Source organism: Pseudomonas sp. ATCC 13867 (assembly GCF_000349845.1).
Classification (GTDB): Bacteria; Pseudomonadota; Gammaproteobacteria; order Pseudomonadales; family Pseudomonadaceae; genus Pseudomonas.
The window spans coordinates 2948715-2962445 of sequence record NC_020829.1 but is presented as its reverse complement, the minus strand read 5'-3'; the positions used below and the strand labels follow the sequence as shown (position 1 = coordinate 2962445).

The window sequence follows — 13731 nt, the reverse complement described above, 5'->3', positions numbered from 1 at the left end:
TAATTGAATTACGATAAACGTAATTTCAGGATGGCAGGCCGTCAAGCCCATCAGGGAGTCCTTTTAAGTTGAAGACCATGAACGAACCGCAAGAGTCCGCCCCGACGAAGGGCAAGAAGGTGCAGTCCGCCGAGGTCGGCACCGAAATCCTCAAGGCACTGGCGGACTTGGCGCCAAGCACTTCGCTCAAGCGCCTGGGCGAGTACCTGGAGATGCCGGTGGCCAAGGTTCATCGCTATCTGCAGGCGCTGATCGCCAGCGGCTTCGCCGAGCAGGACCCGGCCACCAACCATTACGGGTTGGGCCGCGAGGCGCTTTACGTGGGACTCGCGGCGATCCGTCGGCTGGATGTGGTGAAGGTCGCCAGTCCCGTGCTGGCCGAGCTGCGCGACAACCTCGGGCAGACCTGCTTCCTGGCCATCTGGGGCAGCCACGGGCCGACCGTGGTGCAGGTGGAGCCGGCGCAGGGGATGGTCACCTTGGTGACGCAGGTGGGTTCGGTGCTGCCGGTGCATGGATCGTCCACCGGGCTGGTGTTCGCGGCGTTCCGGCCGGGGCTGGAGGAGGGGGCGGATCAGTCAGTGCTGGAGAGCATTCGTGCCGAGGGGCTGCATTCGATCCACGGGCTGCTGATGCCGGGGGTGAATGCGCTGTCGGTGCCGTTGTTCGCCACTGGGCGGGAGCTGGCGGGGGTGATTACCGTGGTCGGATCAGAGGCCAGTTTTGCCGCCGAACCCCAGGGCGAGTCGGCGCGGCAGTTGCTGGCGGCGGGGCGGGAGATCAGTCTGCGGATGGGGGGAGAGGTCTGACGGTTCGCTGCCGGGGACGCGTGTTCCCACTGGCGTCGGCATTCGGCGAATGCCGTTAGGAGATTCCGCCGGCGCACTGATCACCCGAACAGCCTGCTTTCGTAGGAGCGAGCCTGCTCGCGAACCAGCTCTCGCTGCGAAGCCGTTCGCGCAAGCTCGCTCCTACAGTGATTGCTCCATCTCCGCCCAGTCCGTCCCGTTCACCAGCACATCGCTCAGCGCCTGCGCGGCGCTGGAGAGCTTGTGCTCCGCCAGGCAGAACAGCCCCACGCGCCGCTCGATGCAGGGTTCGTCGAGCGCCACGCAGCGTGCCCCCAGTTCTTCCATCTGCTGTCGGCACAGACGGGGCACGGCGCTGACGCCCAGGCCCTCGGCCACCATCCGCCCGACCGTCACCAACTGGTGGCTCTCGAACGCCACCGGCAACCGGCCGTGCCGTGCCGCCAACCGGTCTTCCAGCAGCAGACGCACGGCCGACGGGCGTTGCAGGGCTATGAAGTGGTCCTCCAGCAACTGCTCCCAGGTGATTGTCGCCTCGCCCGCCAACGGTGAATCCGCCGGCAGTACGGCGATGAAACGGTCGGTGTAGAAGGGCGTGAAGCTCAGGCCGTCCAGGCTGTCCGGCTCCAGGGCGATGCCCAGTTCGACACGGTGGTTGCGCACCATCTCCAGCACTTGCTCGTTGATCACGTCGTGCACTGCGACGTTCACCTTCGGGTGGCGGTCGCGGAAGGTGCGCAGCACGGCGGGCAGCAGGTTGCCGGCGAAAGAGGGCATGGCGGCGATGGAAACCTTGCCCAGTTGCAGGGTGAAGTGCTGGTGCATCAGCTCCTCGGCGTTGTCCCAGTCCGTCAGCAGGCGGCGGGCCAGCGGCAGCAGCGTCTCGCCTTCGGGGGTGAGCGCCACGCTGCGGGTGGTGCGCACCAGCAACTGGCCGCCGAGGGACTCCTCCAGGCTCTTGATCGCCAGGCTCAGCGCCGGCTGCGACAGGTGCAGGCGCTCGCAGGCCTGGGCGAAGCTGAGCGTCTGGGCGACGGCCAGGAAGGCGCGCAGTTGCTTGACTGTCATTGATAGGTAAACCGGATTAATCAATTGGAAAAACAAACTTAACAAATCAGTCCTCACCGGTGAAGCTGCAACCGCTCTCTGACCGATGGGTCGGACATTCCAAATACAAGAGGCAGCAGCAACATGGCAGGACTCGACAAGCGCGTAGGCAGTTACGAGGAAGCCCTCGCCGGGCTCACCGACGACATGACGGTACTGGCGGGCGGCTTCGGCATCTGCGGCATCCCGGAAAACCTCATTGCGCACATCCGCAAGCTGGGCGTGAAGGGCCTGACCGTGGTCTCCAACAACTGCGGCATCGACGGCTTCGGCCTCGGCGTGCTGCTGGAAGACCGGCAGATCCGCAAGATGATCGCGTCCTACGTCGGCGAGAACGCGCTGTTCGAGCAGCAGTTGCTGTCCGGTGAACTGGAGGTCGAACTGACCCCGCAGGGCACCCTGGCGGAAAAACTCCGCGCCGGCGGCGCCGGCATCCCGGCCTTCTTCACCGCCACCGGCTACGGCACCCCGGTCGCCGACGGCAAGGAAGTGCGCGAGTTCGACGGCCGTCACTACGTGATGGAGCGCGCCATCACCGGCGACTTCGCCATCGTCAAGGGCTGGAAGGCCGACCACTACGGCAACGTCATCTATCGCCACACCGCGCAGAACTTCAATCCGATCGTGGCCACCGCGGGCCGCATCACCGTCGTCGAGGTGGAGGAGATCGTCGAACCGGGCGAACTGGATCCGACCCAGATCCATACCCCTGGCATCTACGTCGACCGCATCATCCAGGGAACCTTCGAAAAGCGTATCGAGAAACGTACCGTTCGTTCCTGAGCCCACCGGACAAGAGAGACAAGAAGATGGCATTGACCCGCGAACAGATGGCTCAGCGCGTGGCGCGCGAGCTGCAGGATGGTTACTACGTGAACCTGGGCATCGGCATCCCGACCCTGGTGGCCAACTACGTACCCGAGGGCATGGAGGTGATGCTGCAGTCCGAGAACGGCCTGCTCGGCATGGGCGCCTTCCCCACCGATGACGAGGTGGATGCCGACATGATCAACGCCGGCAAGCAGACCGTGACCGCCGTGAAGGGCGCGTCGATCTTCTCCTCCGCCGAATCCTTCGCGATGATCCGCGGCGGCCACGTCGACCTCACCGTGCTCGGCGCCTTCGAAGTGGACGTGCAGGGCAACATCGCCTCCTGGATGATTCCCGGCAAGCTGGTCAAGGGCATGGGCGGCGCAATGGACCTGGTGGCCGGCGCGGACAACATCATCGTCACCATGACCCACGCGTCCAAGGACGGCGAGTCCAAGCTGCTGGAGCGCTGCTCGCTGCCGCTGACCGGCGCCGGCTGCATCCGCAAGGTGCTGACCGACCTGGCCTACCTGGAGATCGAGGATGGCGCCTTCATCCTGCGCGAGACCGCGCCGGGGGTGAGCATCGCCGAGATCGCCGAGAAGACTGCCGGTCGCCTGATCGTGCCGGATGATGTAAAGGAAATGACTTTCTGACTCTGCTTTCGTAGGAGCGAGCTTGCTCGCGAAGGCTCTTGCCGATGGGCTCGGAGTTGTTCGCGAGCGAGCTCGTTCCCACAAGAACGGTCCGCTTTGGAGTGAAACTCATGCAAGACGTCGTCATTGTCGCCGCCACCCGTACCGCCATCGGCGCCTTCCAGGGCAGCCTGGCGAACATCCCGGCCCACGAGCTGGGCGCGCTGATCATCCGCTCGCTGCTCGAACGCAGCGGCGTCGCCGCCGAACAGGTCGATGAGGTTATCCTCGGCCAGGTCCTCACCGCCGGCGCCGGGCAGAACCCCGCGCGCCAGTCCGCGATTGCCGCCGGCCTGCCCAACAGCGTGCCGGCCATGACCATCAACAAGGTCTGCGGCTCGGGCCTGAAGGCGCTGTTCCTCGGCGCCCAGGCGATCCGCTGCGGCGACGCCGACATCGTCATCGCCGGCGGCCAGGAGAACATGAGCCTGTCGCCCTACGTGCTGCCCAAGGCCCGTACCGGCCTGCGCATGGGCCACGCGCAGTTGCAGGACAGCATGATCGTCGATGGTCTGTGGGATGCCTTCAACGACTACCACATGGGCATCACCGCCGAGAACCTGGCCGAGAAGTACGGCATCAGCCGCGAGGCGCAGGACGCCTTCTCCGCGCAGTCCCAGCAGAAGGCCGCCGCGGCCATCGAGGCCGGGCGCTTCAAGGACGAGATCACCCCGGTGCTGATCCCTCAGCGCAAGGGCGATCCGCTGTCCTTCGACACCGACGAGCAGCCGCGCGCCGGCACCACCGCCGAGTCCCTGGGCAAGCTCAAGCCGGCGTTCAGGAAGGACGGCAGCGTCACCGCCGGCAACGCCTCCACCCTCAACGACGGCGCCGCCGCCGTGCTGCTGATGAGCGCCAGCCGTGCACGCGAACTGAACCTGCCGGTTCTGGCGCGCATCCAGGCCTATGCCAGCAGCGGCGTCGATCCGTCGATCATGGGCATCGGCCCGGTATCGGCCACCCGCCGTTGCCTGGAGAAGGCCGGCTGGTCGCTGGACCAGCTCGACCTGATCGAGGCCAACGAAGCCTTCGCCGCCCAGGCACTGTCCGTGGGCAAGGAACTGGGCTGGGACGCCGACAAGGTCAACGTCAACGGCGGTGCCATCGCCCTGGGCCATCCCATTGGCGCCTCGGGTTGCCGGGTGCTGGTGTCGCTGCTGCACGAAATGCTCCGCCGCGATGCCAGGAAAGGTCTGGCGACCCTGTGTATCGGCGGCGGCCAGGGCGTAGCACTGGCCCTGTCCCGGGACTAACGCTCTATTGGCGAGCGCTGGACGGCATGCCCCCATGCCGTTCCGGCAGGCGGGATGAACGGTGGGCACACCGACAGACGCCATCCCGCCACGGTTCTGTGATGTCCCCCGGCATCGACAGCAACCCTTGCGTCACCGCTCGACCCCACGCAGGCCGGGCGGTTTTTCATTCCAGAACGGGCATGCCACGAGCGCCCTTCGACGATGAACCATTACAAGAACAACGAGGTAGACTTTTATGAACTCCCACGTGCACACCCCCGGCACAGCCTTGCAGGACAGCCGTTCCGCGCGCTTCGCCATGGCCTGCTCCAACTGGGCCGAACGCTGGTTCCCCGACTCCTGGGTATTCGCCGCCCTCGCGGTGCTGATCGTCAGTATCGCCGCCCTGGCGATGGGCGCGCCGGCGACCGCCACGGCCAAAGCCTTCGGTGACGGCTTCTGGAGCCTGATTCCCTTCACCATGCAGATGGCCTTCGTGGTCATCGGCGGTTACGTGGTGGCCAGTTCCGGCCCCGCCTCGCGACTCATCGACCTGTTCGCCCGCGTGCCGAAGAACGGCCGCTCGGCGGTGGCCTGGGTCGCCCTGATCTCCATGCTTGCCTCGTTGCTCAACTGGGGCCTGTCCCTGGTGTTCGGCGGCTTGCTGGTGCGCGCCCTGGCGCGCCGCGAAGACCTGAAGATGGACTACCGCGCCGCCGGCGCCGCCGCCTACCTGGGCCTGGGCGCCGTGTGGGCGCTGGGCCTGTCGTCTTCCGCCGCGCAGTTGCAGGCCAACCCGGCCAGCCTGCCGCCGTCGATCCTGGCGATCACCGGGGTGATTCCCTTCACCCAGACCATCTTCCTCTGGCAGTCCGGCCTGATGCTGCTGGCCCTGGTGCTGGTATCGCTGGTCATCGCCTACATGACCGCGCCCGGCGCCAGCAGCGCCCGTGACGCCAAGGCCTGCGGCGTGGACGTCAGCTTCACCCCGCCGAGTACGCCCAAGCCGAACCGGCCAGGCGAATGGCTGGAGCACAGCCCGCTGCTGATCCTGCTGCTGGTGGCGCTGGCCGCCGGCTGGCTGGTCAACGAGTTCAGCACCAAGCCGGCGATCCTGGCGATCTCCGGCCTGAATACCTACAACCTGCTGTTCCTCATGCTCGGCGCGCTGCTGCACTGGCGCCCGCGCAGCTTCCTCGACGCCGTGGCCCGCGCCGTGCCGACCACCACCGGGGTGCTGATCCAGTTCCCGCTGTACGGCTCCATCGCGGCGATCCTCACCACCGTGAAGGGTGGCGACGGCTCGACCCTGGCGCACCACATCTCCACCTTCTTCGTGCAGATCGCCTCCCACGACACCTACGCGCTGCTGATGGGCGTGTACTCCGCCGTGCTGGGCTTCTTCATCCCCTCCGGCGGCGGCAAGTGGATCATCGAGGCGCCGTACGTGATGCAGGTGGCCAACGACCTGCAGTTCCACCTGGGCTGGGCGGTGCAGATCTACAACGCCGCCGAGGCGCTGCCGAACCTGATCAACCCCTTCTACATGCTGCCGTTGCTGGGCGTGCTGGGCCTGAAGGCGCGCGACCTGATCGGCTTCAGCTTCGTCCAGTTGCTGGCCCACGTGCCCCTGGTGCTGTTCCTGCTCTGGGCACTGGGCACGACCCTGCAGTACCTGCCGCCGGTCCAGCCGTAGCCACGCACTCGGCGCCGCTGGCAGCAGCCCGGATGTCGCAAGACATCCGGGCTTTTTTGTGCGGCGTCAGGCGCGGCGCTCCCGATGCATCAGCCAGAGGAAGTACGGGCAGCCGATGAACGCCGCCAGCAGTCCCGCCGATACCGGCCAGGGGTAGGCGATGTTGCGTCCCAGCCAGTCCGCCACGACCATGATCAACGCACCGGCCACCGCGCTCATCAGCAGTTGCGGCGCGGCGCGGCGGAGGCCGAGGTGGCGGGCGATGTGCGGGCCGATCAGACCGACGAAGCTCAGCGGACCGACGATGATGGTCGCCGTGGCGGTGAGCACCGCCGCCGTCAGCAGGATCGCCAGGTGGCTCAGGCGCAGGCGCAGGCCGAGCGCCGTGGCGGCGCCGTTGCCCAGGGTCAGCAGGTCCAGCGGGCGGGCCAGCAGCAGGCTGACGCCGATCATCGCCGCGCCGACGACCAGGCCCGTGCTCGCCGAGGCGGTATCGACCTGGTAGGTCGAGCCGGTCATCCAGCTCATCATCGCGGTCATGCGTGGATCGCCACTGGCCAGCAGCAGGGTGCTCAGCGAATGCAGCAGGGTGGTCAGGCACACGCCGGTGAGCAGCAGGCGTTCGGCATTGAAGGTTTTGCGCCAGGCCAGCCAGAGCAGAAGGCCGAGGGCGAGCAGGGCGCCGAGGCTGGCGGCGGGGACCATGTAGGCCTGCGGCTGTGGCAGCAGCAGGAACAGCACCAGCACGGCGATGGCCGCGCCGGAGGTGGCGCCGAGGACTTCCGGGCTGGCCATCGGGTTGCCGGTCAGGCGCTGCACCAGCAGGCCGGCCACGGCGAGCATGGCGCCGGCCGCCAGGGAACCGAGCACGCGCGGCAGGCGCCACTGCGCGATGGCGTCGCTGAGCCCGGCGTCGCCCCAGTGCCAGCCGTTGGCGTCGACGGCGAAGTAGATCGCCGGAAGGGTCAGCAGCGCCAGTACGATGGCCGCGCCGATGATCAGCCGCCAGGGATGTTCGCGCTGCGGCCTGGCCGGCGTGGGTCGCGGCAGGATGCCGCCGCTGCGTTGCCGGCTGAGCAGCCAGAGCAGCAGCGGCACGCTGAAGACGCCGGTGAGGATACCGGCGGGAATCTCCCCGGCGAGGCGCGACAGCTCGCGGGCGATCTGATCCACGACGCAGAGTAGCGCGGCGCCCAGCAGCGGCGCCCAGATCAGCCGTTGGCGCAGCGTGCGGGCGCCGCACAGGCGGGCAATGGCCGGGGCGGCGAGGCCGACGAAGGCGAGCATGCCGACGGCGCTGGTGACGAAGGCGCTCAGCGCCACGGCCACGGCCAGGCCGAGCACGCGAGTGCGCAACAGGTTGACGCCCACGGCGGCCGCCCCCTCGTCATCCAGCCCGAGCGCCGCCAGCGGGCGCACCATCAACAGGGCGGCGACCATCGCCACGGCCAGGCGCGGCGCGAGATAGAGCACGCCGTCCCAGCCGCTCTGGTTGAGCGAGCCGGCCTGCCAGAGCAGCAGGTCGATCAGGTAGTCATGGTTGAACAGCACCAGCAACGCGTTGAGCGATACGCAGTAGAGGCTGATGACCATGCCGGCGAGGATGAAGCGCAGCGGCGACAGCGTGCGGCCCCAGGCGAAGGCGAACAGCAGGCCGGTGGCCAGCGCGGCGCCGGTCAGGGTGACGGCTTCCAGGCCGTGCACCAGCAGGGTCGGGGCGAAGATGGTGGCGGCGGACAGCGCCAGGTTGGCGCCGGCGGAGACGCCCAGGGTCACCGGTTCGGCCAGCGGGTTGCGCAGGATCTGCTGGAACAGCGTGCCGGCCAGGGCCAGCGCGGCGCCGGCCATCAGGCTCACCAGCAGGCGAGGGTAGAAGCTGAAGTGCATCAGCACCTGGCGCACATCGTCCAGGTCCGGCGACCACAGCGCCTGCCACCAGAGTGCGCGGGGCAAGGCGGCCTGCAGGCCGTGGCCGACCAGCAGCGCGGCGAGCACCGCCAGCACCAGGGTGCAGAGCGCGGGGCCGGCGGGCAGACGCCGGCGCGGAGCGGAGAGGCCAAGGGTCGATTCAGGCATGGGCGGCCTCCGGGGCGCTGTCGAGGTAGGCCGCGATGCGCTCGGCGAGGTCCAGCACCGAGGCGGCGCCGGCATAGGGGTAGAAACGCGCCAGGGTCAGGGTGTGGCCCTGGCGTACGGCGGGCAGGTTGGCCCACAGGTCGTTGGGCTGCCGCAGGCTTTGCAGACGTGCCGAGGTGGTGGGGATGTCGACGTAGACCAGGTGCGCTTCCGGCCGCTCGGCCAGGCGCTCGATGCTGACCATCGCCAGGCCCACCGGCCCGACCGGTCCCTGCCAGGCGTTGACCAGTCCGAGGCGGTCGAGCACGTCCTGCACCATGCTGTTCCTGCCGTAGACGGCGGCGTGGCGGCCATCCTGGTTGAGCACCGCGACGCTGATCGGCGGCTGCGGGCGGGCTGCCAGCTTCGCCCGCAGCTCGGCCAGGCGCCGTTCGCCGGCGGCGATGTAGTCGGCGGCGACCTGCTCGACGCCCAACCGTTGCGCCAGGCGGCTCATGAATCCGCTGGTGGCGCGCCAGGCGCCGTCGGCGGCCGGGTAGATGGCGACCCGCTCGGTGGGCGCGATGCCGTTCAGGCGCCGCTCCAGGGTCGGCGTCATCGGGTCGCTGAGGATCAGTTGCGGGCGCAACTGCTGGATCAGTTCCAGGTTCGGCTCCCAGTAGGGACCGACGTCACGCACGCTCTCGGGCAGTGGCTGAGTGGGCATGCGCACCCGGTAGTAGCGGTCGTCGGAGATCGCCAGCGGCGGGACGCCCAGGGTCAGCAGCGTCTCGGCGGCCACCCAGTTGAGGGCGACGATCCGCGTCAGGCGTTCCCCGGCGAGGAGCGGCAGGCCGGTGGCACAGGCCAGTCCGCCGGCGGTGAGGTGCTTGAGCAGGTGGCGGCGGGTGAGGGGCATGGGCTTCTCCACGTCCGTTGAAACGACAACGGGCCCCCTGCGAACAGGGAGCCCGGTGAAGCGGCGGGACGTCCCGCCGCCAGGTGGCTTACCAGCTGTATTTCACGCTGGTCAGCACGGTGCGGCGCAGGCCCGGATAGCAGGAGATGGCGCTGTCGCAGGTGGCCACGTAATCCTCGTCGAGGAGGTTCTGGGCGTTCAGCGAGACGGTCACGTTCTTGTTCAGCGGGTAGCTCACGCCAGCGTCGAACAGGGTGTAGTTGTCGACGTGGAAGGTGTTGGCGTTGTTGCCGTACAGCGAGCCGGTGTAGCGCGCGCCGCCGCCGATGGACAGCCCGCCCAGGGTGCCGTCGCGGAAGGTGTAGTTCAGCCAGCCGGAAGCCATGTGCTCGGGCACGTTGGCCGGGCGGTTGCCCTGGTTGCCGTCGTTGCTCTTGTGGATCTCGGCCTTGGTGTAGGTGTAGGAGGCGAGCAGGTCCCAGTTTTCGTCCAGCTTGGCCTTCAATTCCGCCTCGATGCCGCGCGAGCGCTGCTTGCCGGTGGCTTCGCTGAAGCCGGTGGGGATGCCATTGGCGTTCAACTGCGGGGTGAGCGCGTTGGTCTTCATCAGGTCGAATGCGGCCAGGGTGACCAGCAGGGCGTCGTTGGGCTGGTACTTCACGCCGATTTCCCACTGGCTGGCTTCGCTGGGGTCGAAGGCATTGCCGGAGGAGTCCAGGCCGGAGTTCGGGGCGAAGGACTCGGCGTAGCTGATGTAGGGCGCCAGGCCGAAGTCGGTCAGGTAGGTCAGGCCGGCGCGGCCGGTGAAGGCGTTGTCCTTCTGCATGCTGTGCGCGCCGGTGTGGCTGTCCAGGTCGTTGCGCACGTAGTCGTAGCGGCCGCCGACGGTGAGGATCCAGCGCTCGTCGTACTTGATCTGGTCCTGCACGTAGCCGCCGATCTGCTCGATGTTCTGGTCGTAGTCGATGGCCTGGCCGGGAATGGTGGTGTCCTTGTTCGGACGCTGCACATCCTGGCCGTACACCGGATTGCCCAGGTCGAGCGACGGGCCGAGGGTGCGCCAGCGGGCGATGTCGGCGTCCTGCCAGCTGTAGTCTCCGCCCATCAGCAGGGTGTGCTTGAACGGGCCGGTGTCGAAGTTGGCCTGCAACTGGTTGTCCAGGTTGAAGGTGTTCATGTGCTGGTCGAAACGGTCGGCGGTGCGGATCACGTTGCCGGCGATCACGCCCTGCGGCAGCAGGTTGTTGAAGATCAGGTCGACCTGGCCGTAGCGGGCGTTCTGGCGGAACTCCCAGACATCGTCGAAGCGGTGGCGAAACTCGTAGCCCAGGGTGTACTGGTCCTGGTCGAAGTGGTTGTAGCTGTGGTCGCCGAGCAGGGTGCCGGTGGTGTGGCCGCCCACGCTGTAGTCGAAGATCGAGCCGCCGTTGCGGTCGCGCAGGAAGTCGGCGAGCAGGGTCAGGCTGGTGTCTTCGTCCGGTGCCCAGGTGAAGGACGGAGCGAGGTACTGGCGGTCGTCGCGCAGTTCGTGGCCATCGTCGTACTCGGCCTGGGTGTTGGCGTCGCGCGCCAGCCCGACGACGCGGTAGAGGTACTGGTTCTGCTCGTCCAGGGCGCCGCCGATGTCGAACTGGCCCTGCTTGCGGTCGTGGTTGCCGCCGGTCAGCTCGATTTCGTTGACGTGATTGGCGGTGGGCTTCTTGCTCACGCGGTTGACGATGCCGCCGGCGTCACCCAGGCCGAACAGGCTGGAGGACGGGCCACGGACCACGTCGATGCGCTCGAAGGCGTAAGGCTCGCTGCGAAAGAAGGCGTAGCTGTTGTTCTGCTGGCGCAGGCCGTTGAGGTAGTCGCTGGTGGCCTGGGCGTTGAAGCCGCGGATGTACAGCCAGTCGAAGCCCTTGGGGTCCAGGCCGTAGGCTTCGACCTTGACGCCCGGCACGTAGCGCAGCGCCTCGGTCACGGTCTGCGCGCCCTGGGCGTCCATCTGCTTGCGGGTGATCACCGAGATCGACTGAGGGATTTCCACCAGCGGGGTGTCGGTCTTGCTGCCGCTGTTGGAGGTGCGCGGCACGTAGCTGTCTTCGCCCTCGACGGCCCCGGTGATGGTCTGCGCGGACAGGCTCAGGGTGTCGCCATTGCCCGCGTTGGCGCCCAGCAGGGTCACGCGGCTGCCTTCGACCTGGTACTGGATGCCGGTGCCTTGCAGCAGGCGTTCCAGTGCCTGGGTCGGCTCCATTTCGCCGCGCACGCCGGCGCTGCGTAGGTTCTGCACCTGGGTCTGGTTGAAGACGATCTGCAGGTTCGACTGCGCACCCAGGGTGGTGAGCGCGGAGGCCAGCGACTGGGCTGGGATGTCGATGCGGATCGGTGTGGCGTAGGCGGCGGTGGCCGTCAGGAGCATGCCGAAGGTGGTGGCGCGGACCAGGCGGGCCAACGGCTTCACCGTGTGCTGGGCGTTCAGCGCGGAGCGGGTGCGACTCACTTGAAAACTCCTATGATCATGTAATGCAGTTTCTAATAAGAATGATTTAGCTTTATATGACGCGTAGCCCCGGAAAAACCGGAAGCCTTTCCTTGAAAAATTCGTGGCGCGGCCTTGGCGAGGGCGCCGGGCTCAGCGCAGGGCGATGTCCGGCGTGCCGTTGGCCCGCTGCGCGCGGTGCTCCTCGATCTCGACGATCTGCCCGGCGCTCATGCGCAGCAGGCGGTCGGCGACGTCGAAGTAGCGGTCGTCATGGGAGATCACGATCAGCGTCTTGCCCTGGGCGCGCAGCTCGGGCAGCAGCTCGGTGTAGAAGATGCGGCGGAACTCCGGGTCCTGGTCGGCGGCCCATTCGTCGAACACCAGTACCGGGCGCTTCTCCAGCCAGGCCTGCACCAGTGCCAGGCGCTTGCGCTGGCCGGTGGAGAGGTCCGTGGTGGAGAACTCCTGGCCCTGCAGGCTGACCTTGTGGGCGATCTCCAGGCGTTCCAGGTAGCGGTTGGCCTCGACGGGGATTTCCTCGCTGCCCTTGAGCAGGTCTTCGAACAGGAAGTAGTCGGCGAAGATGGTGGTGAACAGTTGGCGGTAGTCGTCGCGGTTGGCGTCGGTCACTGCCTCGCCGTTGAGCAGCAGCTCGCCGCCGCGCGGGGCGTAGAGGCCGAGCAGCAGCTTGATCAGGGTGGTCTTGCCACAGCCGTTCTCGCCGGCGATGAAGAGGATTTCGCCACGGCGCAGGGTCAGGTTCAGCGGGCCGACGCCGAAGCCGCGCGAGCCGTCCTCGGTGGGGTAGTGGTAGCTGAGGTCGCGCAGCTGGATCTGCTGCATGTCCAGGGCCGGGCGGCCGTCGTCGGCCAGCAGTAGGTTCGGTTCGGGCGAGGAGAAGCGCACCGACAGCTCGGCGATGCGGCGGAAGGCGACCTGGGCGCGGCTGACGATCGGCAACTGGCCGATCAGGTGCTCCAGCGGCCCCTTCATGTACAGCAGCACCAGGATAAAGCCGCTGAGGGTGGCCTTGTCGGTGCTCGGCCACAGCGACTGGTAGGCCAGCGCCACGCCGATGACGATGAAGAACAGGGTGGAGCCGAAGCCCTTGGCGATGACGAACAGGTTGATCGAGCGTACCTGGATGTCGCAGATGCGGTCGGCGGTGCCTTGCAGGCGCTCATTGTAGTGCTGGAAGCGGCGCAGCCGGCTGATGCGCAGCTCCTTCGAACCCTCGGCCAGGGCGCGGTAGTGCTTCTGCAGCAGGTCTTCCTCGTCGCGCGCCTCGAAGAAGCCCTTGATGCCCTTGCTGCGCGCCACGTACTGCACGGCGCTGCCGATGACGATGGCCACGGCGGTGGTGAGGAACATCGGCAGCGACAGGTTGGCCAGGTAGCCCAGGCAGCCAAGGGTGACGGTCAGGGACACCGCCAGCGGCGCGAAGGCGAAGGCGAAATCGCTGATGGTGTCGATGTCGTGGGTCAGCACCGGGATCAGACGATGGCTGCGGTAGCGCTCGATCTGCTCGATGGGCGCGGAAATGATCTTGCTGCCCAGGTCCTTGCGCAGCCGGGCGATGACGTTCTGGCCGACGTAGTTGGTGCCGATGTCGGAGATGATCGAGCCGAGCAGGGCCAGCAGGCAGAGGCCGGCGAAGCCCAGCAGCAACCCCGAGGGCATGCCGCCGTCGGAATGCAGGCTGTAGTTGATGGTGGCGAGCAGCGCGGTGATGCTCGCGCCGCCGACGATACCCAGCAAAGTGGCGATGGACAGGGGCAGCCAGAAGGGCTTGAGCAGCTTGAAGAGTTCGCCCAGTGGGCTTTGCGCAGGCGTGTGCATCGTCTTTTCCTAGGCTCGGCCCGCCGCGGCGGCGGGCCGGAAATCGAGGGCGAGACGGCCCTGCGGATCAGGGAATGATCTGCAAATCCGAATCGTTCT

Annotated in this window: 10 protein-coding genes; 5 read left to right on the top strand and 5 right to left on the bottom strand. The window is 67.4% G+C overall.

Annotated elements, in window-relative coordinates; translation table 11 throughout:
- Positions 1–77: 77 nt before the first annotated feature.
- The gene (locus H681_RS13110) at positions 78–809 is read left to right on the top strand and encodes an IclR family transcriptional regulator (protein WP_041712601.1); all 732 of its coding nucleotides are present in this window, start codon (positions 78–80) and stop codon (positions 807–809) included.
- 162 nt (positions 810–971) lie between these two features.
- Here H681_RS13110 and H681_RS13105 read toward each other — a convergent pair whose 3' ends face one another.
- On the bottom strand, positions 972–1877 hold the full coding sequence (locus tag H681_RS13105; RefSeq protein WP_015477349.1) for a LysR family transcriptional regulator: 906 nt from the start codon (positions 1875–1877) through the stop codon (positions 972–974).
- 123 nt (positions 1878–2000) lie between these two features.
- Here H681_RS13105 and H681_RS13100 point away from each other — a divergent pair, with 123 nt between their 5' ends.
- The 4 genes from H681_RS13100 (at position 2001) to H681_RS13085 (ending at position 6352) form a co-directional block, all read left to right on the top strand.
- Positions 2001–2699, top strand: a complete 699-nt coding sequence (locus H681_RS13100) for a CoA transferase subunit A (RefSeq protein WP_015477348.1) — start codon at positions 2001–2003, stop codon at positions 2697–2699.
- A 26-nt stretch (positions 2700–2725) separates the two neighbouring features.
- Entirely contained in the window at positions 2726–3382 is a 657-nt protein-coding gene (locus tag H681_RS13095; RefSeq protein WP_015477347.1) for a CoA transferase subunit B, read from the top strand.
- A 110-nt stretch (positions 3383–3492) separates the two neighbouring features.
- Positions 3493–4674 carry an acetyl-CoA C-acetyltransferase gene (locus H681_RS13090; protein WP_015477346.1) on the top strand — a complete coding sequence of 394 codons (1182 nt, stop codon included), beginning with the start codon at positions 3493–3495 and terminating at the stop codon, positions 4672–4674.
- 238 nt (positions 4675–4912) lie between these two features.
- Positions 4913–6352 carry a short-chain fatty acid transporter gene (locus H681_RS13085; RefSeq protein ID WP_015477345.1) on the top strand — a complete coding sequence of 480 codons (1440 nt, stop codon included), beginning with the start codon at positions 4913–4915 and terminating at the stop codon, positions 6350–6352.
- A gap of 66 nt (positions 6353–6418) precedes the next feature.
- On the opposite strand, the gene fhuB is transcribed toward H681_RS13085, so the two are convergent.
- From fhuB to H681_RS13065, 4 genes are all read right to left on the bottom strand, one after another.
- Positions 6419–8428 (bottom strand): Fe(3+)-hydroxamate ABC transporter permease FhuB, encoded by a 2010-nt coding sequence (gene fhuB / locus H681_RS13080; protein ID WP_015477344.1) that lies wholly within the window; start codon positions 8426–8428, stop codon positions 6419–6421.
- Positions 8421–9326 (bottom strand): ABC transporter substrate-binding protein, encoded by a 906-nt coding sequence (locus tag H681_RS13075; RefSeq protein ID WP_015477343.1) that lies wholly within the window; start codon positions 9324–9326, stop codon positions 8421–8423. Before H681_RS13075 ends, fhuB begins: the two co-directional genes overlap by 8 nt.
- Before the next feature lie 88 nt (positions 9327–9414).
- The gene (locus H681_RS13070) at positions 9415–11811 is read right to left on the bottom strand and encodes a TonB-dependent siderophore receptor (RefSeq protein WP_015477342.1); all 2397 of its coding nucleotides are present in this window, start codon (positions 11809–11811) and stop codon (positions 9415–9417) included.
- Positions 11812–11943: 132 nt separating this feature from the next.
- The gene (locus H681_RS13065; RefSeq protein WP_015477341.1) at positions 11944–13632 is read right to left on the bottom strand and encodes a cyclic peptide export ABC transporter; all 1689 of its coding nucleotides are present in this window, start codon (positions 13630–13632) and stop codon (positions 11944–11946) included.
- Positions 13633–13731: the final 99 nt, after the last annotated feature.

What these genes read in the sequence shown, in the direction of transcription:
- H681_RS13110 (WP_041712601.1), top strand. Translation starts at nt 78, where the DNA reads ATGAACGAACCGCAAGAGTCCGCCCCGACGAAGGGCAAGAAGGTGCAG.
- H681_RS13105 (WP_015477349.1), bottom strand. Translation starts at nt 1,877, where the DNA reads ATGACAGTCAAGCAACTGCGCGCCTTCCTGGCCGTCGCCCAGACGCTC.
- H681_RS13100 (WP_015477348.1), top strand. Translation starts at nt 2,001, where the DNA reads ATGGCAGGACTCGACAAGCGCGTAGGCAGTTACGAGGAAGCCCTCGCC.
- H681_RS13095 (WP_015477347.1), top strand. Translation starts at nt 2,726, where the DNA reads ATGGCATTGACCCGCGAACAGATGGCTCAGCGCGTGGCGCGCGAGCTG.
- H681_RS13090 (WP_015477346.1), top strand. Translation starts at nt 3,493, where the DNA reads ATGCAAGACGTCGTCATTGTCGCCGCCACCCGTACCGCCATCGGCGCC.
- H681_RS13085 (WP_015477345.1), top strand. Translation starts at nt 4,913, where the DNA reads ATGAACTCCCACGTGCACACCCCCGGCACAGCCTTGCAGGACAGCCGT.
- fhuB (WP_015477344.1), bottom strand. Translation starts at nt 8,428, where the DNA reads ATGCCTGAATCGACCCTTGGCCTCTCCGCTCCGCGCCGGCGTCTGCCC.
- H681_RS13075 (WP_015477343.1), bottom strand. Translation starts at nt 9,326, where the DNA reads ATGCCCCTCACCCGCCGCCACCTGCTCAAGCACCTCACCGCCGGCGGA.
- H681_RS13065 (WP_015477341.1), bottom strand. Translation starts at nt 13,632, where the DNA reads ATGCACACGCCTGCGCAAAGCCCACTGGGCGAACTCTTCAAGCTGCTC.